We start from the raw sequence: 23,891 nt of genomic DNA, 5'->3' as shown, positions 1-23,891 counted from the left end.
TGCACCCCGTTCATGTTGCGCAGCAGCAAGGAAGCTATTTTGGAACTCATTCTGACGCATCTTTTGCCACTGATCGGCGCGGGCCTTGTGGCTGGTTTTCTGGCAGGTCTGCTGGGGATCGGCGGCGGAATCGTGACCATCCCCGTGCTTGTGCTGGTGTATCGCCAAATAGGCATGCCGGAAGAGTGGCTGATGCATATTGCCATTGCGTCTTCCCTGACAGCTATCATCGCAACCAATACATCAAGCGTGCTGGCGCACCACAGGAAGAACGGTGTCGATTGGTCTATCGTCAAGGGCTGGTGGTTCGTGGTGGCTGCGGGCGCGGTTCTGGGCAGTTTTTTCGCCAAGGGGCTGAAGACTGAGGAACTCGTTTATTTTTTTGCCACGCTTGCCAGCCTTGTGGCCATAAAGATGATGTTGCCGTTTGACCGCTGGAAACTTGGACAGGCGTTGCCTGAAGGCGGGCGACGCTATCTGGCGCCGGGCCTGATTGGCTTCTTTTCGGCTGTGATGGGCATTGGCGGGGGCAGCTTTTCCGTGCCTTATATGACGCTATATTCCGTGCCGATCCATCGGGCGGTCGGGACTGCGTCCTTGATTGGGCTGGTAATCAGCGTTTCAGCGGGGCTCGGCTATCTTGTCGGCGGCTGGAATGTGGCTGGTTTGCCGTCTGGCATGGCAGGCTTTATCCATCTGCCTTCTGCCTTTACTGTGGCGGTCGCGGCTGTTCTGATGGCCCCAGTTGGTGCTAAGGTAGCCCATATGATGCCCAAGACTGCGCTCAGCATCGCATTCGGTATCTTCTTGGTGGTTGCGACCATCAAACTCGTGAGCGGCATATAAGCCGCCATCAATTGATTGAGGGACAGGTTACATGTCTAATGAGGACTTAAAACTCGCAGCTGTTTTCGAGCCCGCTAGCGAAGAGGCATGGCGGGAGCTGGTGGAACGGGCACTGGGCGAACGTGACTTCGACAAGGTCATGACAGCCGAGACCTACGACGGCATTCGCGTTCAAGGGCTCTATTCCCAGGGCAACGCAAGGGTGTCGGGCAGGCCTCAAGGGCGTGTAGGCGCATGGGGCGTTATTGTGCCTCATTGGAATCCTGACACCTCAGCCACTAATGACGCGATCCTCGAAGACCTGGCGCGCGGTGCAACAGGTGTTGCGCTGAGGCTGCAGGCTGGCCGTTTCCCCGGGGTTCCAGTGGAAAAGATGGCGCAGGCCCTTGATGGTGTTTACCTGAATATGGCTTCATTCACGCTGGTGCCGGGTGAGGAATTTTCCGCAGCAGCAAGGACCATGCTGACGCTTCTGGAAGAACGCGGGCATAATGCCGACGATGTTTATGGCAAGCTGGGCGCTGACCCGCTGGGGACCCTTGCGCAGACCGGTCGGCTGAAAACGTCCCTTTCTGCAGCTGTGGGCGAGGCAGTCGATATCGCTTCGTTTGTCGCCGAACGATACCCCCATGTATCAGCCTTCATGGCCGATAGCGGCCCCTATCACATGGCCGGTGCAACAGAAGCGCAGGAACTGGGTATTCTGATCGCGACTGGCGTGTCCTACCTCAGGGCTATGGTGGATGCGGGCATGGATGTGCGTGCGGCCGCAAACCAAATCACTTTTTCAATGGCGGCGGATGCTGACGTCAGCCTGACGATCGCCAAATTCCGCGCCGCCCGCCTGATGTGGGCGGCTGTGATGAAAGAGTGTGGCCTTGAAGACGCGCCACGCATGGCCCTGAGCGGGGTCAGTTCGCTCAGGATGATGAGCGTGAAAGACCCATGGGTGAATATCCTGCGGGCAACGGCTGCTTGTTTCGGAGCCGGTATTGGCGGTGCTGACGATATCTGCATTTTGCCGCACGATAGCATGATCGGCATGTCGAGCAGTTTCGCGCGGCGCATTGCCCGAAACCTACAGATCATACTGCAGGAAGAAAGCGGCCTGTCGCGGGTGCAGGACCCGGCAGCGGGATCCTATGCATTTGAATCCATCACTTCAGATTTGGCTTCTAAGGCATGGGAATATTTCCAAAAAATCGAATCAGTTGGTGGGCTTGAAAAGGCCTTGGCTGCACGCGCCATCCAGCAAGATCTGGCTGTATCCTGGGCGACCAGGCGGGCGAACCTGGCCAAAAGGAAGGACGCTATCACGGGCGTTTCTGAGTTCCCGGACATCGACGAAAAGCCGATTTCGAATGTCGGCGCAATGCCTGCCGAGCCTGCTGATTTGCCGCCAGCAGGCGTGACGATTGAGCCTTTGGCGTTTCACCGGCTGGCCGAGGATTTCGAAAAGCTGCGCGCATTCAGTGATGCCTGCCTGGAGAAGGATGGAAGCCGGCCGCTTATTTATTTGGCGAACATCGGCAGCGCTGCGGACTATACGGCACGCGCCACCTTCGCCAAAAACTTCTTTGAAGCGGGCGGGATCAAGTCGGTCAACGGCACGGGCGGCAATGACGCTGAGGCTGTCGCGGAAGAGTTCAAGGCGTCCGGCGCCAAGCTGGCGGTTATTTGCTCCAGCGATAGCCAGTATGACGCGCTCGGGCAGGATTTTGCCGTATGTCTGAGGAAAGCCGGCGCGCATGTGTATCTGGCTGGCCGGCCACTGAACAGCGAAGAACTGAAGTTGGCCGGCGTTGAAGAGTTTATCTATATGGGCTGCGACGTGCTTGAAGTGCTGGCGCAGGCCCACGTAATGGCGGGAGCAAGTTCATGACCCGGATTCCTGATTTCAGCAAAGTCGCCTTCAGCGCTGCAGATGCAGCCCAAGGCACATCAACTGACGCCTGGCAATCGCCAGAGGGCATTCCGGTAAAGCCGGTTTATGGGCAAGCGGACCTGGAAGGCCTGGATTTCCTGGACACAAAGCCGGGTATTGCGCCTTTCCTTCGTGGCCCATATCCGACCATGTATGTCCAGCGCCCCTGGACAATCCGCCAGTATGCCGGTTTTTCGACCGCTGAAGACAGTAACGCCTTCTATCGGCGCAATCTTGCGGCAGGCCAGAAGGGGCTTTCGGTTGCGTTCGATCTTGCAACGCACCGTGGTTATGACAGTGACCACCCGCGTGTTGTGGGCGACGTGGGTATGGCCGGTGTGGCCATTGACAGCATCTATGACATGCGCACGCTTTTCAGCGGTATCCCGCTGGACCAGATGTCTGTGTCTATGACCATGAATGGCGCTGTTCTGCCAATTCTCGCGCTTTATATTGTGGCCGCGGAAGAGCAGGGCGTGAGCCCCGAGAAGCTTTCGGGCACGATCCAGAACGATATCCTGAAGGAGTTTATGGTGCGGAACACCTATATATTCCCGCCGGCACCTTCGATGCGGATCATTTCGGATATCTTCGCCTTCACGTCTGAGAACATGCCGAAATTCAATAGTATTTCGATTTCGGGCTATCACATGCAGGAGGCAGGGGCCACGGCGGACCTGGAGCTTGCCTACACGCTGGCGGACGGTGTCGAATATATCCGCTCTGGTGTTGCCGCAGGGCTTGACGTGGATGCCTTTGCGCCGCGCCTCAGCTTCTTCTGGGCTATCGGCATGAACTATTTCATGGAAGTGGCCAAGATGAGGGCTGCCCGTATGCTTTGGGCCAAACTGGTGAAGCAGTTTGACCCGAAAAACGCCAAATCCCTGTCGCTCAGGACGCACTGCCAGACATCCGGCTGGTCGCTGACAGCGCAGGACGTCTACAATAACGTAACGCGTACCTGCGTGGAAGCGATGGCGGCGGCGCACGGCCATACCCAAAGCCTGCATACAAACGCGCTAGATGAAGCGCTTGCCCTGCCGACAGATTTTTCCGCGCGGATTGCTAGAAACACCCAGCTGTTTATCCAGCAGGAAACCGGCACCAACCGCATTATCGACCCGTGGGGCGGCAGCTATTATGTTGAGCGCCTGACAGCAGACCTGGCCGCTAAAGCCTGGGCCCATATCCAGGAAGTGGAAGCGGAAGGCGGTATGGCCAAAGCCATCGAGGCAGGTATCCCGAAACTGAGGATCGAAGACGCAGCCGCGCGCACACAGGCGCGGATCGACAGCGGTCGCCAGACTGTTGTGGGCGTTAACAAATATCAGCTGGATGAGGTTGAGGACGTAGACGTTCTCAAGGTCGACAACAGCGCGGTGCGTACAGCCCAGCTTGAAAAACTCGCCCGACTGAAGGCTGAGCGCGACGATGCAGACGTTGCACGCACGCTTGAGGCCTTGACCAAGGCTGCCGATAAAGGCCAGGGTAACTTGCTGGCGCTTGCTGTTGACGCGGCACGCGCCAAGGCAACAGTGGGCGAAATCACAATGGCGCTTGAAAAGATCTACGGGCGTCACAAAGCGGAAATCAAGGCTGTGACAGGCGTTTACAAGTCAGAAGTTGGCAAGAACAATCCGGCGGTGAAAAAGGTTCATGCTCTTGTTGAGGCGTTTGAGGCCAATGACGGCCGACGCCCAAGAATTCTTGTCGCCAAGATGGGCCAGGACGGCCACGACCGGGGCCAGAAGGTAATCGCTTCTGCGTTTGCAGACTTGGGCTTTGATGTGGATATCGGGCCGCTGTTCCAGACACCAGAAGAAGCGGCGCGCCAAGCGGTTGAGAACGATGTGCATATCATCGGCGCTTCATCGCTGGCGGCAGGCCACCTGACACTTGTTCCAGCGCTTAAGGAAGAGCTGGCAAAGCTTGGCCGTGAAGATATCATGGTTGTTGCTGGTGGGGTGATTCCGCCGCAGGATTATGATGCGCTCTATAAGGCGGGGGCTGAGGCCATCTTCCCACCAGGCACTGTAATCGCAGATGCAGCCGGTGAACTGATTGAAAAGCTGAATGCCCGCCTTGGGTATGCAGAAGCGGCTGAATAGGGGGCTTCGTGGCGGCAACCGTTCAGCAGCCAAGCGTTGATGAGCTTTATGAGGGGGTGCGCAGCGGCAGCCGCGCCCTGATTGGTCGCGCCATCACGCTGATTGAGAGCCGCAATGCAGCGCATCAGGACAAGGCACAGCAGCTGCTTGCTAAACTGTTGCCGCATGCGGGCGGGGCGCAGCGGGTCGGTATCTCCGGTGTTCCTGGCGTGGGCAAGTCAACCTTCATTGAATGTCTCGGCAGTTGGTTGATCGAAGACCAGAGGAAGCGGGTGGCTGTGTTGGCGGTTGACCCGTCAAGCGGTCGTACGGGCGGGTCTATCCTCGGTGACAAGACGCGCATGGAAAAATTGTCCGCCAATCAGGACGCCTTTATACGCCCAAGCCCATCGGCCGGTGTGCTGGGTGGGGTGGCCCGGGCAACGCGTGAGACCATGATTGTCCTCGAAGCTGCAGGCTTTGACGTGGTTCTGGTTGAAACCGTGGGAACAGGGCAGTCTGAGACCATGGTATCCGAAATGGTGGATTTCTTCCTTGTATTGATGCTGCCGGGCGCGGGTGACGAGCTGCAGGGCATCAAGAAGGGAATTCTTGAGCTTGCTGACATGGTCGCCGTCAACAAGGCCGACATTTTCGAGAAGAAGTTAAAGCAAGCCGTGCGTGAATATAAGTCCGCGCTTCATATCATGACGGACGCCAGCCCAAGCTGGCATCCGCCTGTTGTGACAGTGTCAGGGCTGACCGGTGATGGCGTTGCCGAGCTTTGGGAGCGAATTGAAAAGCATGCCCGTATCATGACAGAGAGCGGCGAGCGGCAGGTCCGGCGCGACGAACAGCGCGTTTCCTGGCTCAAAAGCCAAATCGCTGACCGGTTGCTCGCAGATTTCTATGGTGACGCCTCGGTGAGCCAGTCCTTCACCCCAATACTGGAGGATGTTAGAGGCGGCAAAAAGCCGGTGTCGGCTGCAGTTTCCGAACTGCTCAAGCTCTATCATGCCAAAGGATATAAAGGGCTTTAGAAGCCCCGCCAACACCGACAGGAGGAAAAAATGTCCAAACCCCTATTGATCAGTATTCCGCAATCGAACGTAGGCAGGTCCGTCCAGATGCTGATGGAAGAGAAAAGCGTCGCCTATGACTTTCAGGTAGCGCGCCCGCATTCAGATGAAGTGAATGCCATCCATCCTCTCGGCAAGGTGCCGGTTTTCCGGCATGGTGAGCTGACACTGTGCGAATCGGAAGCCATGGCCCGCTATATCGACAAGGTATTTGACGGCCCGAAGTTCTTTCCGGAAGATCCAGCGGTGTGCGCCAAGGTGGACCAGTGGGTTTCGCTCCATAACACAACATTCGATATATCCATGATCCGCCAGTATGCGCTCGGCTATATTCTGCCGAAGATGGCGGGCGAAGAGCCCAACCGCGCACAGATTGATGGTGCGCTGCCATTGATGAAGAAACATCTGGCGGTTCTAAATGATGCGTTGGCAAACGGCCATCTGGTGGGGGACAGCCTGACCTATGCTGATCTTGCGGTCTTTCCTACGCTCAATTATCTGCCAGGGTTCCCGGAAAGCGCTGAGATGCTGAAGGACTGCCCGAATATCACGGCATTCCTGGAGGCCATGAACGGCCGCGACAGCGCCAAAAAGACGGTCGTGCAGCGCTAACTAAGGAAACGACTTAAATACCGTTCAGAAGGGTTGCCTGGCTTGGCGGCCCTTTTTGCTTCTATTGGGGGTTGGGGATTTCTGCAGCCAGCATCTGCACAGCCTCAGCGAAGGTCTCGCGGGATAGCGCGGCGGCTTTTTCGCCGACGGTGATTTCCATGGCGCACTGATTGTCGCCCTCATAGTTCCAGAACCGGTTGGCAATCCAGATGCCAGTCTTCTCGGCGACAATGTCGCGTGCGCGTTCTGCCGCAGAGGAATTACAGGGCAGCAGGACATGGAACATGTTCACTTGCGGCGGGTTTGGCGAAACCTCAATATTTTCAATGTGTTCAATCGAAGACGCCATTTCTTTTGCCGCCTGGATGAAGCCGGGCATTTGCTCCAGCCGTTTGTCCAGCAGCCTGAGCGTATCCGCGATCAGGTATGAGGCGTCAACGAGCGAGCCGCCAAGGCGCGTCCGCCAGACTTTGGCTTCTTCGATAAAGTCCTTCTCACCAATAAGGGCCGCGCCGACAATGGCGCCGATATCCTTATAGAAAGACACATAGATGGACGAGAAACCGTCGACGATCTCAGCATAACTGCGGCCGTCATAATGCGGGCGACTGGACCAGATTCTGGCACCGTCCATATGCAGTGGCAGGTCAAGTTTGCTGGCGTGAGCCTTCAGAGCGCATAGATCATCCCATGAAGGCAGCAGGCCACCGCTGTGGCGCTGGGGCATTTCGACGAAGGCGCAGCAGGCGTCCGTGTCCAGAAGATCAGGGGACATGGTTTTGCGCCATTCACCCACGGTCTTGGCTGTGAGGCCATGAGCTGCGCTATATCCGTCTTCTTCATGCAGCAGAAGGTGCGAGGTCTCATGAAAGATAACCTGCTTTTTGCCCGACCGCTCGGCGTAAATCCGCGCCGCAATGCCTTGCGCCAGCGTGCCCGTGGCACACCACATGGCGGCGGGCTTGCCGAACATGGCGGCAATTTTTTCTTCCAGGATTTCAGGTTTGGGTCCAGCCCCATGCTGATAGGCTTGCTGGAGGGCCGCCAGGTGGTCAGCAGGGCTGTCATTCAGGTGATAGGGGTAACCCAAGTCAACCTTGCACCGTTCCTTGAGGGATGTCTTGGTTGTTCCTGGGTTGACCATTTGATGTCACCATTGTTTTTTAGGGGGTTAGGCCCGTTTGATGCCTGCCCAGTCGTAGAAGCTGATGCGTTCTGCGGTCGTTTCGCTATCAGCTGAAGCCAGTTCAACAAACAGCGGGGCGATCTGGTCTGGTGTCGGCAGCGTTTCCGGGTCTTCGCCTGGTACCGCCTTTGCCCGCATGCTGGTGCGGATTGGGCCAGGGTCCACCATATTCACCTTTACGCCGGTGATGCGGGATTCGGCTGCGTAGGTCATGACCAGCTCCTCGAGAGCAGCTTTAGAGACAGCGTAGCCGCCCCAGTGTTGCCTGTGTTTCCCGGCGGCACCAGAGGTTACAAAAATGGCCCTGCCTGCTTTCGAAAGCTTCAACAGCGGATCAAGCGAGCGGATCAGGCGCCAGTTTGCCGTTACGTTGATGTCCATGATTTCCATCCAGTCCTTGGGCGTGATGTGCCCGAGAGGCGAGATGGGGCCGAGGATACCGGCGTTGCCCACCAGGATGTCCAGCTTTCCCCAGCGCTCATAGATGGATGCCCCGAGACGGTCTATCGCGTCGAAATCGCGCAGATCCATGGGTACAAGCGTACACTTGCGGCCCATGGCTGTGATTTTGTCGTCCAGGTCCTCCAGTGCCCCTTGGGAGCGAGGTCGGGCGAGGGCGATCACATCGGCACCAGCTTTTGCCATAGCAAGCGCTGTGGCGCGGCCGATGCCGCGCGACGCGCCGGTTACGAGCGCCAGGCGTCCGTCCAGAGGTTTGGTCATTAACTTAGGCTCCTGTGCCCGTGGACGCGATGCTCGAGAGCTGGCTGTCGTCCTTTTCCGCTTCCGATTGGTCGGTCAGGAAGGTGGGATAGTCGCCAGTAAAGCAGGCATCGCAGTATGCCGGGCATTTGTTGTCGCGGCCTTTGGGCTGATTAACAGCGCGGTAAAGGCCGTCGATGGAAAGGAAGGAAAGCGTATCCGCCTTGATGTGCTCGCGCATGGCTTCCACATCCATCTGCGCGGCCAGCAGTTTCTTCCGCTCAGGCGTGTCCACTCCATAGAAACAGCTGTGCGCGGTTGGCGGAGAGGCAATCCGCATGTGAACTTCGGTGGCACCGGCTTCGCGCATCATATTGACGATTTTCATCGACGTTGTACCGCGAACAATACTGTCGTCCACAAGGATGATGCGTTTGCCCTGAATGTGCCAGCGGTTGGCATTGTGCTTCAGCTTCACGCCGAAGTGGCGAATCTGGTCCGAAGGTTCGATGAAGGTCCGGCCCACATAGTGGTTCCGGATAATGCCCAGCTCGAACGGGATGCCACTTTCCTGCGCGTAGCCGATAGCCGCAGGAGTGCCGCTGTCAGGGACAGGGATCACAAGGTCTGCGTCCACTGCGTTTTCCCGCGCCAGCTCCGCACCGATACGCTTGCGAACTTCATAGACGCTCATGCCGTCCATATAGCTGTCTGGGCGGGCAAAATAGACATGCTCGAAAATGCAGGGGCGTGGTTTTTCCTCAGGGAATGGTTTGTGGCTTTTGATGCCTTCATCCGTAATTATCACCATCTCGCCAGCTTCAATGTCGCGGATATATTCAGCGCCAATGATATCCAGTGCACAGGTTTCCGAGCACAGGATGTAAGCGTCATCCAGGCGACCCAGCACCAGCGGGCGTACGCCCAGCGGGTCGCGAACGCCGATCAGGCCTTCTTTGGTGAGAGACACCAGGGAATAGGCACCTTCCATCTGGCGAAGCGCATCGATAAACCGGTCCATCAACGTGCGGAAACGACTGGTTGCGATCAGGTGGATGATCACTTCCGAGTCCGACGTGGACTGGAAGATCGATCCGCGCTGAACCAGCGATTTACGCAGGTGCGTCGCGTTCGTGATATTGCCGTTGTGCGCAACAGCAAAGCCGCCCGATGCGAATTCAGCAAAGAGCGGCTGGCAGTTCCTCAGGACGGTGTCACCTGTGGTCGAATAGCGCGTATGGCCGATGGCGGCGTCGCCGGGCAGGCTGTCGATGACATCCTGACTGGTGAAATTGTCTGCCACATGGCCGAGCACGCGTTTGGTGAAGAAGTTTTCACCGTCGAATGCCGTGATGCCAGCGGCTTCCTGGCCGCGGTGCTGCAGGGCATGAAGACCAAGGGCGCAGTGGGCGCTGGCGTCCGAGGTGCCGAAAATCCCGAATACGCCGCATTCTTCGTGCAGCTTATCGTCGTCGAAAGGATTAGTAGTGAGTGGGGCTTGCTCAAAAGACATTATTTGGTCCTGGTTAATGGGGCGAATGGTGTCTTGTTGCACGCACCATATATCGCCTCATGGTGCCGCTGCCTAGTCAAAAACCAATTTTACAGAAATATTGCATCTAATTGAAGAATTGTGCGCGGCTAACAGGCGCATTAGCGCCCGCCGTCATCTTTCTTCTTTTTCTCTTCGGCTACGTCTTCCATCAACGCATCAAGGCTATCGCGTTGCTTTTCGATGTATTTAGCGGCCTGTTCTTCAAGCTTTTCATTGATGAACTGGCTGGGAATGGCATCTGCTGCCTTCTCCAGATACTCGTTACCGACCTCTTTCGGGTCTTTGCCGAGTGCGTCAGCAGCGAAACCTTCCAGCATTTCCGCGCTCCAGGCCACAAGGGGACGGAGCTGCGCGTTCTTGACCCAATCCGGTTGATCAGACGTGCCATAAAGTTTGGCGAAGCCAAGATAGAGTACAGAAACAATCACGAGGCCGCGCAGCAGGCCGAAAAGGGCACCAAGCGAGCGATCAAGCAGCCCCACCGGACTTTCCTTGATGGTCCTGCCGATAAACTCGGCCAACTGCTTGAGAACGAACAGCGTGATGAAAAAGAGCGTGGCCAGCGTGATGAAGTCAGCGAGCTCCGGCGGCGAGATCAGGTCGCGGCCATATGGCTTGACAATCTCAAGGCCGAAAATGGTCGCCAACAGTGCGCCCGCCCAAGCCCCGAATGACAGTGCGACTGTCGCGAAGCCACGGCCAAAAGCCAGAAGCGTCGAAAGCCCGACGATAACAAGCACGGCAACATCAAAAGCCGTCAGTGTGGTAGTATCGATGTCCAAATCCTTGTTCCTCTAGCATCTCTCTAGCTTATAAAGGGTGGCCGAAACCTCTGCGCCACGCCCAACACTGTATATTGTGTGCTGGCCTGTTTCCTTAAACCCCAATTTTTCCACCACTCGTTTTGAGCCGGGGTTGTCATCAAAAACACTAGCGATGATTTTATCTATTGGCCAGTGCTCAAAGGCGAAGGTGCAGACCGCCCCAGCGGCTTCGGTGGCATACCCGAAGCCCCAGCTATTGCGGCCCAGCCAGTATCCCAGCTCTATCTGCCGCTCAGTCTCGTTCCAGTGATGGGCGCCGGCCACACCAACCAAACCCGAAGGGCCAATCACGCTTGCGATATAGGATGCGTTTCTGTTCCATTCCTCATGCGTGAGGGCAATGAACTCGTGCGCCATTTCCAGGCTATAGGGGTAGGGGACCACTTGAAGCATCTTGACGACATCATAGTCTGTCAGAGCCAGCTGGATGGCTTTGGCGTCGCTTTGTTCAGGCAACCTGAGCGTCAGTCTGTCTGTCTTCAGTATCATGCTTCTTTTTCCGGAAGCTATCCTAGGCCGCCATCTGGGTAGAAATGTGTCACCAGCTCATTCACGTGGGTGATGTTTTGCTGGCGAATGGCTTTTGGGCCGGCTTTCTTGGCTTTTGGCATCATGGCGTTCGCGAAGCCGAGCTTGGCTGATTCTTTCAGCCTTCCTTCAGATTGGGAAACCGGGCGGATGTCACCCGACAGGCTGATTTCACCAAATACGACGGTCTCGTCCGGTAGTGGCACCTGCGAGAGGCTGGAAATCAGGGCCGCTGCGACTGCAAGGTCCGCCGCAGGCTCGGAAATCTTCAGGCCGCCGGCCACGTTCAGGTAGACGTCACACCCGGCAAGGCCAAGGCCAGCGCGGGCATCAAGCACGGCCAGTACCATCGCAAGCCGCCCGCTGTCCCAGCCGACAACGGCGCGGCGCGGGTTTGCGGCAGATGACCGGGCAACGAGTGCCTGGATTTCCACCAGAACGGGCCTCGAGCCTTCAATGCCAGCGAAGACGCAGTTTCCTAGTTCCCGGCTGTTGTGATCCGCAAGGAACAGGGCAGACGGATTGGTTACTTCATTGAGGCCCATGCCCGTCATCTCGAAGACGCCGATTTCGTCCGTGCCGCCAAAGCGGTTCTTTACCGCGCGCAGGATACGGAACTGGTGGCCGCGGTCACCTTCGAAATACAGCACAGTATCAACCATATGTTCGAGCACGCGTGGCCCGGCGATCTGGCCGTCTTTGGTAACGTGGCCGACAAGAAGCACAACGGTGCCCTTGCGCTTAGCGAAGCTGATCAGTTCATGGGCGCAGACGCGAACCTGGCTTACTGTGCCGGGCGCGCTTTCAACATTGTCGGCAAACAGCGTCTGTATACTGTCGATCACCACCACTTTGGGCGGCGTACCTTCATCCAGCGTTGTCAGGATATCACGCAGGCTGGTTTCACACCCCAGCTTCAGCGGCGCACCGGAAAGACCAAGGCGGTTCGCCCGCATCTGTACCTGTGCGGTTGCTTCCTCACCGGAAATATAGACACAGTCATGCCCCTTGAGCGCCAGTTGCCCCATGGCCTGCAACAGCAGCGTGGATTTGCCGATGCCCGGATCACCGCCAATCAGCACGGCGCTTCCGGCTACCATGCCGCCGCCAAGGGCGCGGTCAAGCTCGGCAATGCCGCTCATCAACCGCGGCTGTTCCTTGAGCGGCGTGTCAAGCGAGACAAGGTCGACCCGGCGGCCCTTCTTGCCGCTCAGGCCCTTTGGCGCGCCAGATGTGGTGCCACCCTTTGATTCCTCAATGGAGTTCCACTCGCCGCATTCGTCGCATTTGCCCTGCCAGCGGCGGTAAACAGCGCCGCAGTCGCGGCAATTATATGAGAGCTGAGCCTTTGCCATATCAGAGCTTCAACAATTCCATCTCAATTGGGCCCTGGGCGCGACCATGGATGAACTGGTCGACATGATCATTGCCTGAATGGTCGATCTGGTCTTTGGCGCCTTCCCAGATAATTTTGCCGTGATAGAGCATGGCGATGCGGTCCGCGATCTTGCGCGCGCTGGCCATATCGTGGGTGATTGAAAGCGTTGTTGCGCCAAGGTCCTTAACGCACTCCACGATCAGATCGTTGATCACATCCGCCATGATCGGGTCGAGGCCTGTGGTTGGCTCGTCGAAGAAGATGATTTCTGGCTCTGTCGCGATGGCACGCGCAAGGCCCACACGCTTCTGCATGCCGCCCGACAGTTCTGCTGGGGAAAGTACGCCTACGTCAGCACCAAGGCCAACGCGCCGCAGATTTTCGATCGCAATTTCCTTGGCGTCTTTCCGGTTCATGCCTTTACCCTGTATCAGGCCGAAGGCGACATTTTCCCAGACAGGCAGGCTATCGAACAAGGCACCGCCCTGAAATAGCATGCCGAATTTGCTCAATATCTTCTTGCGGGCACGGCCTGAGAATTTGGTGACATCCTCGCCGTCCACATATATTTCGCCCTGGTCCGGGTTCAGGATACCCAGAATGCATTTGAGCATTACAGACTTGCCTGTGCCCGAGCCGCCGATAATGACGACTGACTGGCCTTTTGGAACGTCCAGATTGATGCCCTGCAGGACCTTCTTTGGACCAAAGCCCTTATGTACGTTCTTCAGCTGGATCTTGAGGTCGGTACTCATACGCCGCGCCCCCCAAAGACAATCACTGTGATGATCAGGTTCGCAAGCAGGATGGCGATGAAGGCTGAGACCACGGCGTTTGTCGTGGCTTTACCCACGCCCTGGGCGCCGCCGCGGCTGTTGTATCCGTGATAGCTGCCCATCAGTGCGATGAAGAAGCCAAAGACAGCGGCCTTCACAAGCGACGAGATCACGTCTGCACGCTCAAGGAAGTCTACCGTGACCTGCAGGTAGGTGCCTTCATTTAGCCCCAGGCGGCCTGTACCGATCAGGTAACCGCCCAGCACGCCGATAATGTTGGCGATGATCACGAGTAAGGGCAGGGTGATGACCGCAGCGATCAGGCGCGGTGCCACCAGATATTTGAACGGGTCGGTCGAAAGGGTCACGAGTGCGTCGATCTGCTCTGTCACGCGCATGGTGCCAAGCTCGGCCGCCATGGCGGAAGAGACGCGCCCTGCCACCATCAGGCCGCCGAGCACAGGGCCCAGTTCACGCACGATGGCGATGACAACCACGCCAGGCACCACGGAAGCAGCATTGAAGCGGCTGCCGCCAACGTAAATTTGTTGTGCGAGCGCCGCGCCTGTGAAAAGAGCCGTAAGGCCAACAACGGGCAGGCTGTTATAGCCGATGAGCCACATTTGATTGAGGACGTGCCGCCAGTATACCGGGGGCATGACGATGCTGCTGATGGCGGTTGCCGAGAATTTCGACAGCCGACCGATTTCGGCCAGACTTGCCAAAACCACCTGACCAATGATCGCGAGCGGATTGCGCACGGATGCTCCCTTTGTTGCCTTTATGTTCTCAAACTACCAGAAGGATGTGTAGCGTCCTCTGATAGAAATGAAAAGTGGCGATTTAAGGATGCCGGATTTTGTGGCCGGATTGGCTATTTACCCTTGAAGGCAGCTTCGCGCTTCTCGATGAAGGCCATGACGCCCTCAATGCAGTCTTCCGTGCGGCCAGCGACACGCTGGGCGTTAGCTTCGGCTGCCAGTTGGCCGGGGTAGTCATTCGTCAAGGACTGTGCCAGCAGCTGCCGGATGGAGCCCAGCGCCACAGTGGGGCCGTTGGCCAGTTTCATCGCTTTGGCCTTGGCAGTGTCCAATAGTTTGTCATCGTCTACGACATCATAGACCAGTCCCCAATCAAGGGCGGTGTCAGCCGGGATAGGTTCGCCAAGCATCATCATGGCTCGGGCCCGGCTTAGGCCCACAAGGCGCGGTAAAATGAAGGTGCTGCCCGCATCCGGCACCAGCCCGATGTTGACAAATGCCTGCAGGAAGTAAGCGGATTTGGATGCAATGACGATATCCGCCGAGATTGCGATGCTCATGCCTGCGCCAGCAGCCACGCCGTTGACTGCGCTGATGACCGGAATTTTGAGGTTCGCGAGTTCTGTCAGGAACGGGTGGTAAGAGTCCGTCAGACTGGCGCCCATGTCTCGGTTCTCATTGCCGCCTTCAGCCAGATCAGCGCCAGAACAGAAGCCGCGCCCCGCGCCCGTGATCAAAAGGGCTCTGGCCTCGCTGTCTTCACGGTTAAGGGACCGTAGGGCGGTTAGAAACTCGGCTTTCAGCTTGGCGCTCAGAGCATTCAGCTGCTTTGGGCGATTGAAGGTGATGGTCGCCAGACCATTCTCTATGCTGAAGTCGATCGTCTCATATGTGGGCATGCTGGCCTCCCGCTTATTGTCCCCAGAAAGAAGACTTAGCGCAGGCCGGTGGTTTGGCAACCGCAATTAGCGGCTGCGCTTGATCTCTACTGGGCGTGCCAGGAAGGCCGGAACGTGTGGCCCCATGCCGACAAATGGCTTTTTCGGCATGTCATCCGCGGCAACCTTCGGCTTTGGTGGCGCGAGGTCGATCTTCTCGCCACGTGGGATTTTGTTGCCGATCATTTTTTCAATGGCTTCAACAAAGCGTGTGTCGGTCTTGCCGGTTGTGGTCAGCGTGAAGGCTTTGCCTTTGCGACCAGCGCGGCCAGTACGGCCGATGCGGTGAACATAGTCCTCAGCATGGCTTGGTACGTCGAAATTGAACACATGGCTTACGTCAGCAATGTCGAGACCGCGGGCTGCGACATCGGAAGCACAAAGAAGTTGAACTTCGTTGGCCTTGAACTGACGCAGTATTTCAAGGCGCTCGCTCTGCTCCATATCACCATGCAATTGGCCAACATTGAAACCATGACGCGCGAGGCTGTTATAAACCTCTTTTACGTCCTTCTTGCGGTTGCAGAAGATGATGCCGTTTTTCACGGGCTCATCCTTCAGAAGCTTACGCAGCGCTTTGCGCTTGTCGCGTGGGCCGACAACCACAAGCTTCTGTTCGATGGTCTGCGCTGTGCTGGATTTGCGCTCAACCGTGATCATCTTGGGATCGTCAAGGAAGCGTTTGGTCAGCTTTTCAATCACCGGCGGCATCGTGGCCGAAAAGAAAAGCGTCTGGTGGTTCTTGGTAATGCACTCGCAGATTTTCTCGACATCCGGGATAAAGCCCATGTCGAGCATCCGGTCAGCTTCATCAACCACGAGAATATCGATCCCGTTCAGGAGGAGCTTGCCGCGAGTGAAGTGGTCCAGCAGACGACCAGGGGTGGCAATCAGAACATCAACGCCGCGGTCCAGCAGCTTTTCCTGATCCGCGAAATTTACGCCGCCAATCAGAAGCGCCATCGTCAGCTTGTGCCCTTTGCCGTATTTTTCGAAGCTTTCAGCAACCTGTGCCGCCAGTTCGCGGGTGGGCTCAAGAATCAGGCACCGTGGCATCCGGGCGCGAGCGCGTCCTTCGGACAGAATATCGATAAGGGGCAAGGTGAAACCAGCCGTCTTGCCGGTACCGGTTTGGGCGATGCCCAGAACGTCGCGTCCCATTAAAACTTGCGGGATGGCTTGCGCCTGAATGGGCGTGGGCTCGGTATAACCGGCCTCACTTACAGCCTTTAATGTTGGTTCACTCAGTCCTAAGAGGTCGAAACCCATGCGTGTCCTACCAGTTGCTTCTTACATAATTTGCGCGCAGCATAGGAGGGCTTACGTCAATGTCAATGTTGGAAACGGGAATATGCCGCAGAAAACCCATGCTTTAGTCCCTTAACCGGCGCTTTTATGTGACAGTTGGCTTTCTGGCACCCGGATACAAGCGGCGGACGCCAGAAATCGATCGCACAGTTGATATTTGCGGTTTCCATCGTGGTTCGGCGACGTCGGAGTATTAGATGTCCAATTGATCAACACTTGCCGCATTATCGCGGATGAATTCGAAGCGTTTTTCAGGCTTTTTACCCATCAGGTCATCCACAAGCCGGTTGACCTCTGCCCGCTCGGCATACTCAGGCGGCAACGTGACGCGCTGAAGTGTACGGTTGGCTGGTGCCATGGTGGTTTCTTTCAGCTGTGCAGGGGGCATTTCACCCAGGCCCTTAAAGCGGCTGATCTCTACCTTCCCACGGCCTGAGAAATCAGTGGCCATCAGCTCGTCTTTGTGGGCGTCATCGCGTGCATAAGCGACTTTGCCTGACTGGGCCAGCCGGTAGAGCGGCGGCATGGCAAGATACAGGTGCCCGTCTTTAACCAGCCCAGGCATTTCCTGGAAGAAGAATGTCATGAGGAGCGTTGCGATATGGGCGCCGTCAACGTCCGCGTCACACATGATGACGACTTTCTCATAGCGAAGCGCATCGCCGTCATAGTGATCCCGCGTTCCGCAGCCCAGCGCCTGGATCAAATCTCGGATTTCCTGGTTGGCGGCTATCTTGTCACGCGTGGCGGAGGCCACGTTGAGGATTTTACCGCGGATCGGCAGGACAGCTTGCGTCTTCCGATCCCGCGCTTGTTTGGCGGAGCCACCTGCGGAGTCACCCTCCACGATATATATCTCAGTGCCTTCCGAAGAATCGCTGGAGCAATCGGTCAATTTGCCCGGCAAGCGGAGCTTACGTTTGCTGACAGCTGTTTTCCGGGTAATTTCGCGTTCCTGCTTGCGGCGCAGGCGATCTTCCAGCCGTTCCAGCGCCCAGGTCAGCAGGCTGCCGGCGCGGTCTGGGTGATCGCCCAGCCAATGGTCGAAGGCGTCACGGACAGCATTTTCGGTCAGGCGAAAGGCCTCGAGCGTTGACAGCTTGTCTTTTGTTTGCCCTTGGAACTGTGGGTCACGGATGAAGACCGAAAGCATGGCACAGAATGAGCCGCAGACATCGTCTGAAGTCAGCTGCGCTGCCTTCTTGTTATTTGTCAGTTCCCCGTAAGCCTTCAGGCCGCGGAGTATCGCACTGCGCATGCCATTTTCATGGGTGCCGCCCTGTGGTGTTGGGATGGTGTTACAGTAGCTGTTGCAGAAGCCGTCACCAAACTCAGGCCACTGAATGGCCCATTCCACCTGGCCGGCTTCATCCGGGAACTTCACAAAGCCGGAGAAGGGCTCATCGGTCACGCACGTGCGTTTCTTGAGTGTGTCCTTCAGGAAGTCCGCCAGGCCGCCAGGGAAGTGCAGGGTGGCTTCCTGTGGTGTATCGTCGCCTTCCACAATCAGCTCAGGTGCGCACTTGAACCGGATTTCAACACCGCGGAACAAGTATGCCTTTGAACGCGCCATCTTATACAGGCGGTTTGGCTTCAGTTTGGCGCTTTTGCCGAAGATTTCATGGTCAGGCAGGAAGGTTACCGTGGTGCCGCGTTTGTTCTGGACCGCGCCAAGGTCCTCAAGGCCTGTTGTGGTCTTGCCCCGGGCATAGCCTTGACGCCACATATTGCGGTCACGGGCGACTTCGATTGTCATCCATTCGCTGAGCGCGTTCACGACCGAAATACCAACACCATGCAAACCACCAGATGTTGCATAGGCATCGGACGAGAATTTACCGCCGGAGTGCAGCGTGGTGAGAATCACTTCAAGCGCCGATTTCCCGGGATATTTGGGGTGAGGGTCGGTTGGGATGCCGCGGCCATTGTCTGAAATGGTCAAGGAGCCATCTGCGTTGAGTGCCAGCGAGATACGGCTGGCATGGCCTGCAACGGCTTCGTCCATAGAGTTATCGAGAATTTCAGCGACCAGGTGATGGAGTGCACGCTCATCCGTTCCGCCGATATACATGCCCGGGCGCTGACGCACCGGTTCCAGGCCTTCAAGAACCTCAATGTCTTTTGCGGAATAGTCAGATTTAGTCTGTGTTACTTCAAACAGGTCGCTCATAACCCCACCCTATAAACTGGTCCAGATAACGGCGTAAACCAGGGATGACGCGGCGTCAAGCGATACAACATATTGTGCTAATTTTCACAAAAATTAGAAAATATAGTGGGCATTTCTGTTTTCTTCTTGTAAGTTTCATACTGGCTTAAAACTTATTTAAGGCCTTGTTGGTACCTTTTATGGGTGCATGTGTGCCTTTTGGAGAGAGCGAATGGCCAGTCAAAGTCGAAAAGGCTTGTTTAATTGGATGTTTAGCCCGGCACCGACCGGAGAATCACTGTCTGAGGTGACGATCGGTGATCGTTTTCAGCACCAGCATAGCCGCGCATCCGTTTGGGTGGTTGAGCGGATTAGCAAAGTAGGGTCAAGCAGCTATCCTCTTGTCAGTTTGGCAAGGGAGGGGCGACCAGACTTGAAGAAAATCGTCTCTATCGCTGTGCTGCAAGATGGTGAGGATTTCAAACCAGCGGCGTGACGCGCAGCGTTTGAATTGCCTTGGTTGCCCCTTGAGCTTGGGGGTTAGCAACAGCTTTTGTTGAATTGGTGGTGAAGGCGCAGCGAAGTGACGCGTAGCCGATTGCCGTCAGTTTTGATAGTCGACCTAATCGAACAGCTTGTCGATATCTTCCTGCGTCTGAGCGCTTTCGTCGGTTTTTTCTTCGACATCAGGCTGGTCTTCCGCGACCCATTTCCCGTGGATAATTTGGTTCAATTTCATCAACAGTTCCTGAACAGCTTCAATTCGCATGCGGATAAGCTGTTGAGCTTGCGGTGTAAAGCCGCGTTCCACAACATTTGTGGCCTTAAGCCCGTTCAGGGTTGATGTGATCAGGGAGTCCAATTCTGCGCAAATGCCCTCAAAGGGGGCTTTGAGTACTTCGGGAGCCATATCATAGGCTTCTATGGCGAGGTCTTTTGCCTGAAAGCCACTGTCTTCAAAATGCTGGATATAGCTCTTTGGTGCCCAGTCAAAAGCATCTTCAGCCAGCTCAGGCATATCCGGTACCATTTCCAGAAGCATGACAATCTCGTTGTAGTGATTGAGATAGTCCGTGGCCAGAAAGGTTTCAGGATGGATGTTTGCGCTTGCGAGAAGCGGGCGAAGGGCCGTTTGTTCTTTGGTGTATTCAATTTGCATCGGATGGCTGCCTGATTTTTCCTTGCGCGATGAAAACACGAGTTGGCTTACGACCGACCTTAAAGGCACCGGGTTGTTAAAACGTAAACAACTACAAATCTATAAAAATATTCGGCGCACAACAAAAAAGGGGGCGCTTAGGCCCCCTTTTCCAACATATTTGTCTTTGGAATTACGAGCTGTAGTACATCTCGAATTCAACCGGATGTGGCGCCAGCTCAAGACGGTTCACTTCTTCCATCTTCAGCTCAATGTAAGCGCTGATCTGGTCATCGGTGAACACATCGCCCTTTTTGAGGAACTCGCGGTCGTTATTGAGAGCTTCCAGGGCTTCGCGAAGCGAGCTTGCAACTGTTGGAACGCCGAGCAGTTCTTCCGCAGGCAGTGCATAAAGGTCTTTATCCATTGCATCGCCTGGGTGAATTTTGTTCTCGATACCGTCAAGGCCAGCCATCAGCATGGCTGCGAACGCAAGGTATGGGTTTGCAGTCGCATCAGGGAAGCGGATTTCAACACGCTTGGCTTTCGGGCTGGTGCCGTATGGAATACGACAGGACGCCGAACGGTTGCGTGCTGAGTAAGCCAGGAGAACAGGTGCCTCAAAGCCTGGCACCAGACGCTTGTAGCTGTTGGTGGACGGGTTTGAGAAGGCGTTGATCGCCTTGGCATGCTTGATGATACCGCCGATATAATAGAGAGCGGTTTCAGACAGGTCCGCGTAACCAGAGCCTGCGAACAGCGGTTTGCCGTCTTTCCAGATGGACTGGTGCACGTGCATACCCGAGCCGTTGTCCTGAGCAACCGGCTTTGGCATGAAGGTCGCGGTCTTGCCGTAAGTGTGCGCAACCTGGTGCACCGCATACTTGTAAACCTGTACGTTGTCGGCTGTGTCCACAAGAGTGGAGAACATCATGCCGAGTTCGTGCTGGGAAGCGGCCACTTCGTGGTGGTGCTTGTCCATTTTCAGGCCCATTTCCTTGGCAACTTTTACCATTTCGCCGCGGAGGTCGACACAGCTGTCAACCGGCGCCACTGGGAAGTAGCCGCCTTTTACGGCTGGGCGGTGACCATAGTTGCCTTCTTCGAAAGCCTTGTCGCTGTTGTAGGGGCCTTCGACATCATCGATGGAATACATGGCACCACGGTAGCCGCTGTTGAACTTTACGTCGTCGAAAACGAAGAACTCTGGCTCTGGGCCAAAGAACGCTGTGTCGCCAACGCCCGCGAACTTCACATAGGCTTCCGCCTTTTTGGCGATCGAGCGTGGGTCACGGTCGTAAGGCTGGCCAGTTGCAGGCTCAAGAATGTCACAGAAGACAATCGCTGTTACGTCGGCCGTAAATGGGTCGAAGGTAACACGGGAAAGGTCCGGCTTCAGGATCATGTCGGACTCGTTGATCGCTTTCCAACCAGAAATAGAGGAGCCGTCGAACATGAAGCCTTCGCTGATCATGTCTTCGTCAACAACATCTGCAGCCATGGTAAGGTGCTGCCATTTGCCTTTTGGGTCCGTAAAACGCAGATCGATCCATTCTGCGCCTTTCTCTTTTACCAGAGCGAGAAAGTCTTCAACACTCAGATCGGTATAATTGGACATTTCCATTTTTCCCTTCGAATTAAACGACTGTGTATGTTCCGGGGTTCCCGCCCGGATGAATGTTTGGCTGCGCTGCGGAGCAGGGCGGCCTGTGCCTAGATTGCGTCCTTACCGGTTTCGCCGGTACGGATGCGAATTGCTTCTTCAACGGCGCTGACAAAAATCTTGCCGTCTCCGATGCGCCCTGTGTGGGCTGCATTCTTGATTGCTTCAACAGCGCGCTCTGCGTCTGCTGAATCCACGACCACTTCCACTTTCACCTTCGGAACGAAGTCGACAACATACTCTGCGCCCCTATAGAGCTCGGTATGGCCTTTCTGACGTCCGAAGCCTTTGGCTTCAGTAACCGTAATCCCCGAAATCCCGACTTCGTGAAGGGCTTCCTTCACCTCATCAAGCTTGAAGGGTTTGATAATTGCTTCGATCTTCTTCATTTCCTGGTACCGTTTGTTATGGTTATTGCCCCTCTTTACGCACGGTTCATGCCAGAATCCTGTGTGGCGGATTCCCGCGGGTTTTCCCAATCAGTCAAAAGGGTTGACCGTTCTTTGTGCGCTGGAGTGCCTAATTATTGTGCAATTGCACGAGCTTTGGTCACTATTCGGAAAGGTCGGAAAAACATGAATTTGTAAGGGGGCAAAAAAAATGGCAAACTTCGGACTTGACGACTTGAAGTCTTGCGCATAAACAAGCGCCACATTCAGAGATGGCGGGTGTAGCTCAGTTGGTTAGAGCGCCAGTTTGTGGTACTGGATGTCGCCGGTTCAAATCCGGTCACTCGCCCCACTCTGAAGTTTTTTTGAATAAGCCCCTTCCGGGGCTTTTTTCTTTTGCTACACTGCGTCGATTCCTGAGGGGGAGCTTAAGACAGTGCAGACCAGTGGCAACACCCACATCCTTTTGACGCCGGAAGAGTCCAGGCAGGCTGATGCATGGGCTCTGAAAAACGGTACAAACGGCCTCACATTGATGGAGGCTGCCGGCAAGGCTGTTGCCGAAGTGATCGTTGATTATATTGGCACACCGCTTGAGGCGGGTGGTGAGATATTGATCCTTTGCGGCCCCGGCAACAATGGCGGCGATGGCTTCGTTGCGGCGCGCTATCTGGAAGAATGGGGCTATCCCGTTCGGGTGATGATGTCGGTTGAGACACGTGAGTTGAAAGGTGACGCAGCCATCATGGCGCGGCGTTGGCAGGGGGGTGTTGGCCCCATTGACCTTGCTCGCCTGAACGGGGCGACGGTCATAGTGGACGCCCTTTTTGGTACCGGGCTGACCCGAGCCATTGAGGGCGACATTGCCGATTTAATCGAAGCTGTGAACGAATTAGATGCGTTCCGCGTCGCAGTGGATATCCCAAGCGGTTTGGACGGCGATTCGGGCTTGCCCACCGGGCCATGCTTTCAGGCCGATATGACGGTGACATTCTTCACCAGAAAGCCTGGGCACTTGGTAGCACCCGGACGTTTCCTATGTGGCGGTGTGGAGCACATCCACGCTGTTGATATCGGTATTTCGAGCCGCTGCTTTGAAGAGATCAAACCAACGCTCTTTGAAAACACGCCTTCGCTTTGGGGCGGACATTACCCGTTTCCCGGGCCTGAGACGCATAAGTATCGTCGGGGCCACCTGCTGGTGCTGGGCGGCAAAGAACCGACATTGGGCGCCTGCCGGTTGGCGGCAACGGCTGGTTTGAGAGTGGGGGCCGGGCTGGTAACGCTGGCTGCCCCAAGCGAAACATATAGTATTCAGGCGACAGCACTGACTGATGTCATGGTGCGACGCTTCGACAGTGCGTTTGGTTTCCTGGGGATCATGGCCGATACCCGCATTAACACCATATTGCTTGGGCCGGGTGCCGGGGTTGGGGAGAAAACTGCTGAGCTTGTTCATGATGTAGCCCGCCGCGACAAGGCAATGGTGCTGGACGCTGATGCGTTGACGAGCCTTGTAGGGCGGCTGGATATATTCGCGCAGGAAGGGACAGACGACGTGGTGCTAACCCCCCACGAGGGCGAATTTGCGCGCCTGTTCCCTGGGCTGTCGAAAGAAGCCAACAAGATATCCGCAGCCAGATCAGCAGCTGTTTCATCAAAATGCCTGATTGTGCTGAAGGGTGTGTCTACCATTGTAGCCGCACCTGATGGGCGGGTTTCAATTGCCGCGAATGCGCCGGCTTGGTTGTCGGTCGCGGGCACCGGGGATGTGCTTTCCGGCGTGATTGCCGGATTGATGGCACAAGGCATGCCACCGTTTGAGGCTGCTTCAGCCGGTGTCTGGCTACATGGCGAGGCCGCAATGAAAGCGGGCAGGGGGCTGATTGCTTCAGACCTTGTCAGGACTTTGCCGCAAGTTTTGCTCTAGGAAAAATTGGGCTCGAAGTACAAAAATACTTGTACTCCGCAGTGCGCCTGTTATAAGCCCGTCAAATTCACGTTTTAATGAAACCGGACAGGTCGCGCGCCGCGCGGTTTTTCTAGTG

General features: G+C 56.1%; 21 protein-coding genes and 1 tRNA gene. 8 read left to right on the top strand and 14 right to left on the bottom strand.

Annotation, left to right across the window (positions count from 1 at the left end):
- Nucleotides 1-39 precede the first annotated feature (39 nt).
- The 5 genes from KORM41_RS14390 to KORM41_RS14370 are packed head-to-tail and all read left to right on the top strand — an operon-like array spanning nucleotide 40 to nucleotide 6,548.
- The gene (locus KORM41_RS14390) at nucleotides 40-846 is read left to right on the top strand and encodes a sulfite exporter TauE/SafE family protein (protein WP_197421176.1); all 807 of its coding nucleotides are present in this window, start codon (nucleotides 40-42) and stop codon (nucleotides 844-846) included.
- Nucleotides 847-877: 31 nt separating this feature from the next.
- Nucleotides 878-2,728 carry a methylmalonyl-CoA mutase family protein gene (locus tag KORM41_RS14385; protein WP_068149501.1) on the top strand — a complete coding sequence of 617 codons (1,851 nt, stop codon included), beginning with the start codon at nucleotides 878-880 and terminating at the stop codon, nucleotides 2,726-2,728.
- On the top strand, nucleotides 2,725-4,878 hold the full coding sequence (gene scpA / locus KORM41_RS14380; RefSeq protein ID WP_068149497.1) for a methylmalonyl-CoA mutase: 2,154 nt from the start codon (nucleotides 2,725-2,727) through the stop codon (nucleotides 4,876-4,878). The genes KORM41_RS14385 and scpA overlap by 4 nt, the downstream gene beginning before the upstream one ends.
- An 8-nt stretch (nucleotides 4,879-4,886) precedes the next feature.
- Nucleotides 4,887-5,897: a methylmalonyl Co-A mutase-associated GTPase MeaB gene (meaB, locus tag KORM41_RS14375; protein WP_068149494.1), complete on the top strand. Its 1,011-nt coding sequence runs from the start codon at nucleotides 4,887-4,889 to the stop codon at nucleotides 5,895-5,897.
- Between the two features lie 30 nt (nucleotides 5,898-5,927).
- A complete protein-coding gene (locus tag KORM41_RS14370; RefSeq protein ID WP_082719951.1) occupies nucleotides 5,928-6,548 on the top strand; it encodes a glutathione S-transferase family protein in 621 nt (206 codons plus the stop codon).
- A gap of 61 nt (nucleotides 6,549-6,609) precedes the next feature.
- Here the strand turns inward: KORM41_RS14370 and KORM41_RS14365 are convergent, their stop codons facing one another.
- From KORM41_RS14365 to parE, 11 genes are all read right to left on the bottom strand, one after another.
- The gene (locus KORM41_RS14365; protein ID WP_068149489.1) at nucleotides 6,610-7,692 is read right to left on the bottom strand and encodes a threonine aldolase family protein; all 1,083 of its coding nucleotides are present in this window, start codon (nucleotides 7,690-7,692) and stop codon (nucleotides 6,610-6,612) included.
- A gap of 27 nt (nucleotides 7,693-7,719) precedes the next feature.
- Nucleotides 7,720-8,457, bottom strand: a complete 738-nt coding sequence (locus KORM41_RS14360) for an SDR family NAD(P)-dependent oxidoreductase (protein ID WP_068149487.1) — start codon at nucleotides 8,455-8,457, stop codon at nucleotides 7,720-7,722.
- A 4-nt stretch (nucleotides 8,458-8,461) separates the two neighbouring features.
- Entirely contained in the window at nucleotides 8,462-9,949 is a 1,488-nt protein-coding gene (gene purF, locus KORM41_RS14355; protein ID WP_068149483.1) for an amidophosphoribosyltransferase, read from the bottom strand.
- 140 nt (nucleotides 9,950-10,089) lie between these two features.
- The gene (locus KORM41_RS14350) at nucleotides 10,090-10,773 is read right to left on the bottom strand and encodes a CvpA family protein (RefSeq protein WP_068149480.1); all 684 of its coding nucleotides are present in this window, start codon (nucleotides 10,771-10,773) and stop codon (nucleotides 10,090-10,092) included.
- A 12-nt stretch (nucleotides 10,774-10,785) separates the two neighbouring features.
- A complete protein-coding gene (locus KORM41_RS14345; RefSeq protein ID WP_068149476.1) occupies nucleotides 10,786-11,304 on the bottom strand; it encodes a GNAT family N-acetyltransferase in 519 nt (172 codons plus the stop codon).
- A gap of 17 nt (nucleotides 11,305-11,321) precedes the next feature.
- Complete coding sequence (radA, locus tag KORM41_RS14340; protein WP_068149473.1) at nucleotides 11,322-12,698, bottom strand: DNA repair protein RadA; 1,377 nt, start codon at nucleotides 12,696-12,698, stop codon at nucleotides 11,322-11,324.
- A 1-nt stretch (nucleotide 12,699) separates the two neighbouring features.
- The gene (locus KORM41_RS14335) at nucleotides 12,700-13,476 is read right to left on the bottom strand and encodes an ABC transporter ATP-binding protein (RefSeq protein ID WP_068149471.1); all 777 of its coding nucleotides are present in this window, start codon (nucleotides 13,474-13,476) and stop codon (nucleotides 12,700-12,702) included.
- Nucleotides 13,473-14,258, bottom strand: a complete 786-nt coding sequence (locus tag KORM41_RS14330; RefSeq protein WP_068149468.1) for an MlaE family ABC transporter permease — start codon at nucleotides 14,256-14,258, stop codon at nucleotides 13,473-13,475. Before KORM41_RS14330 ends, KORM41_RS14335 begins: the two co-directional genes overlap by 4 nt.
- Before the next feature lie 113 nt (nucleotides 14,259-14,371).
- Nucleotides 14,372-15,157, bottom strand: a complete 786-nt coding sequence (locus tag KORM41_RS14325; protein WP_068149465.1) for an enoyl-CoA hydratase-related protein — start codon at nucleotides 15,155-15,157, stop codon at nucleotides 14,372-14,374.
- 66 nt (nucleotides 15,158-15,223) lie between these two features.
- A complete protein-coding gene (locus KORM41_RS14320) occupies nucleotides 15,224-16,465 on the bottom strand; it encodes a DEAD/DEAH box helicase (RefSeq protein ID WP_068149462.1) in 1,242 nt (413 codons plus the stop codon).
- A 232-nt stretch (nucleotides 16,466-16,697) separates the two neighbouring features.
- Nucleotides 16,698-18,674, bottom strand: a complete 1,977-nt coding sequence (parE, locus tag KORM41_RS14315; RefSeq protein WP_068149459.1) for a DNA topoisomerase IV subunit B — start codon at nucleotides 18,672-18,674, stop codon at nucleotides 16,698-16,700.
- Between the two features lie 211 nt (nucleotides 18,675-18,885).
- On the opposite strand from parE, the gene KORM41_RS14310 reads away from it, so the two are divergent.
- Nucleotides 18,886-19,149, top strand: coding sequence for a hypothetical protein (locus KORM41_RS14310; RefSeq protein WP_068149456.1), 264 nt, complete (start codon nucleotides 18,886-18,888; stop codon nucleotides 19,147-19,149).
- Nucleotides 19,150-19,275: 126 nt separating this feature from the next.
- Here the strand turns inward: KORM41_RS14310 and KORM41_RS14305 are convergent, their stop codons facing one another.
- The 3 genes from KORM41_RS14305 to KORM41_RS14295 all read right to left on the bottom strand — a co-directional run bounded on the left by KORM41_RS14305 (nucleotide 19,276) and on the right by KORM41_RS14295 (nucleotide 21,843).
- Entirely contained in the window at nucleotides 19,276-19,812 is a 537-nt protein-coding gene (locus KORM41_RS14305; protein ID WP_068149453.1) for a hypothetical protein, read from the bottom strand.
- 172 nt (nucleotides 19,813-19,984) lie between these two features.
- Nucleotides 19,985-21,409 carry a type I glutamate--ammonia ligase gene (glnA, locus tag KORM41_RS14300; RefSeq protein WP_068149557.1) on the bottom strand — a complete coding sequence of 475 codons (1,425 nt, stop codon included), beginning with the start codon at nucleotides 21,407-21,409 and terminating at the stop codon, nucleotides 19,985-19,987.
- Nucleotides 21,410-21,504: 95 nt separating this feature from the next.
- Nucleotides 21,505-21,843, bottom strand: coding sequence for a P-II family nitrogen regulator (locus KORM41_RS14295; protein ID WP_068149449.1), 339 nt, complete (start codon nucleotides 21,841-21,843; stop codon nucleotides 21,505-21,507).
- Between the two features lie 275 nt (nucleotides 21,844-22,118).
- Here KORM41_RS14295 and KORM41_RS14290 point away from each other — a divergent pair.
- Nucleotides 22,119-22,195 (top strand) — tRNA-His (locus tag KORM41_RS14290).
- An 84-nt stretch (nucleotides 22,196-22,279) separates the two neighbouring features.
- Nucleotides 22,280-23,773, top strand: a complete 1,494-nt coding sequence (locus KORM41_RS14285; RefSeq protein WP_082719950.1) for an NAD(P)H-hydrate dehydratase — start codon at nucleotides 22,280-22,282, stop codon at nucleotides 23,771-23,773.
- Nucleotides 23,774-23,891: the final 118 nt, after the last annotated feature.

Source organism: Kordiimonas lipolytica (genome assembly GCF_001550065.1).
Note: the sequence above shows the minus strand (reverse complement) of the source record. Positions and strands in the feature narration are given on the sequence as shown.

Excerpts from the sequence above, each read along its gene's own strand:
- KORM41_RS14385 (WP_068149501.1), top strand. The coding sequence starts at position 878 with ATGTCTAATGAGGACTTAAAACTCGCAGCTGTTTTCGAGCCCGCTAGC.
- scpA (WP_068149497.1), top strand. The coding sequence starts at position 2,725 with ATGACCCGGATTCCTGATTTCAGCAAAGTCGCCTTCAGCGCTGCAGAT.
- KORM41_RS14370 (WP_082719951.1), top strand. The coding sequence starts at position 5,928 with ATGTCCAAACCCCTATTGATCAGTATTCCGCAATCGAACGTAGGCAGG.
- KORM41_RS14365 (WP_068149489.1), bottom strand. The coding sequence starts at position 7,692 with ATGGTCAACCCAGGAACAACCAAGACATCCCTCAAGGAACGGTGCAAG.
- KORM41_RS14360 (WP_068149487.1), bottom strand. The coding sequence starts at position 8,457 with ATGACCAAACCTCTGGACGGACGCCTGGCGCTCGTAACCGGCGCGTCG.
- purF (WP_068149483.1), bottom strand. The coding sequence starts at position 9,949 with ATGTCTTTTGAGCAAGCCCCACTCACTACTAATCCTTTCGACGACGAT.
- KORM41_RS14345 (WP_068149476.1), bottom strand. The coding sequence starts at position 11,304 with ATGATACTGAAGACAGACAGACTGACGCTCAGGTTGCCTGAACAAAGC.
- radA (WP_068149473.1), bottom strand. The coding sequence starts at position 12,698 with ATGGCAAAGGCTCAGCTCTCATATAATTGCCGCGACTGCGGCGCTGTT.
- KORM41_RS14335 (WP_068149471.1), bottom strand. The coding sequence starts at position 13,476 with ATGAGTACCGACCTCAAGATCCAGCTGAAGAACGTACATAAGGGCTTT.
- KORM41_RS14325 (WP_068149465.1), bottom strand. The coding sequence starts at position 15,157 with ATGCCCACATATGAGACGATCGACTTCAGCATAGAGAATGGTCTGGCG.
- KORM41_RS14320 (WP_068149462.1), bottom strand. The coding sequence starts at position 16,465 with ATGGGTTTCGACCTCTTAGGACTGAGTGAACCAACATTAAAGGCTGTA.
- parE (WP_068149459.1), bottom strand. The coding sequence starts at position 18,674 with ATGAGCGACCTGTTTGAAGTAACACAGACTAAATCTGACTATTCCGCA.
- KORM41_RS14310 (WP_068149456.1), top strand. The coding sequence starts at position 18,886 with ATGGCCAGTCAAAGTCGAAAAGGCTTGTTTAATTGGATGTTTAGCCCG.
- KORM41_RS14305 (WP_068149453.1), bottom strand. The coding sequence starts at position 19,812 with ATGCAAATTGAATACACCAAAGAACAAACGGCCCTTCGCCCGCTTCTC.
- glnA (WP_068149557.1), bottom strand. The coding sequence starts at position 21,409 with ATGTCCAATTATACCGATCTGAGTGTTGAAGACTTTCTCGCTCTGGTA.
- KORM41_RS14295 (WP_068149449.1), bottom strand. The coding sequence starts at position 21,843 with ATGAAGAAGATCGAAGCAATTATCAAACCCTTCAAGCTTGATGAGGTG.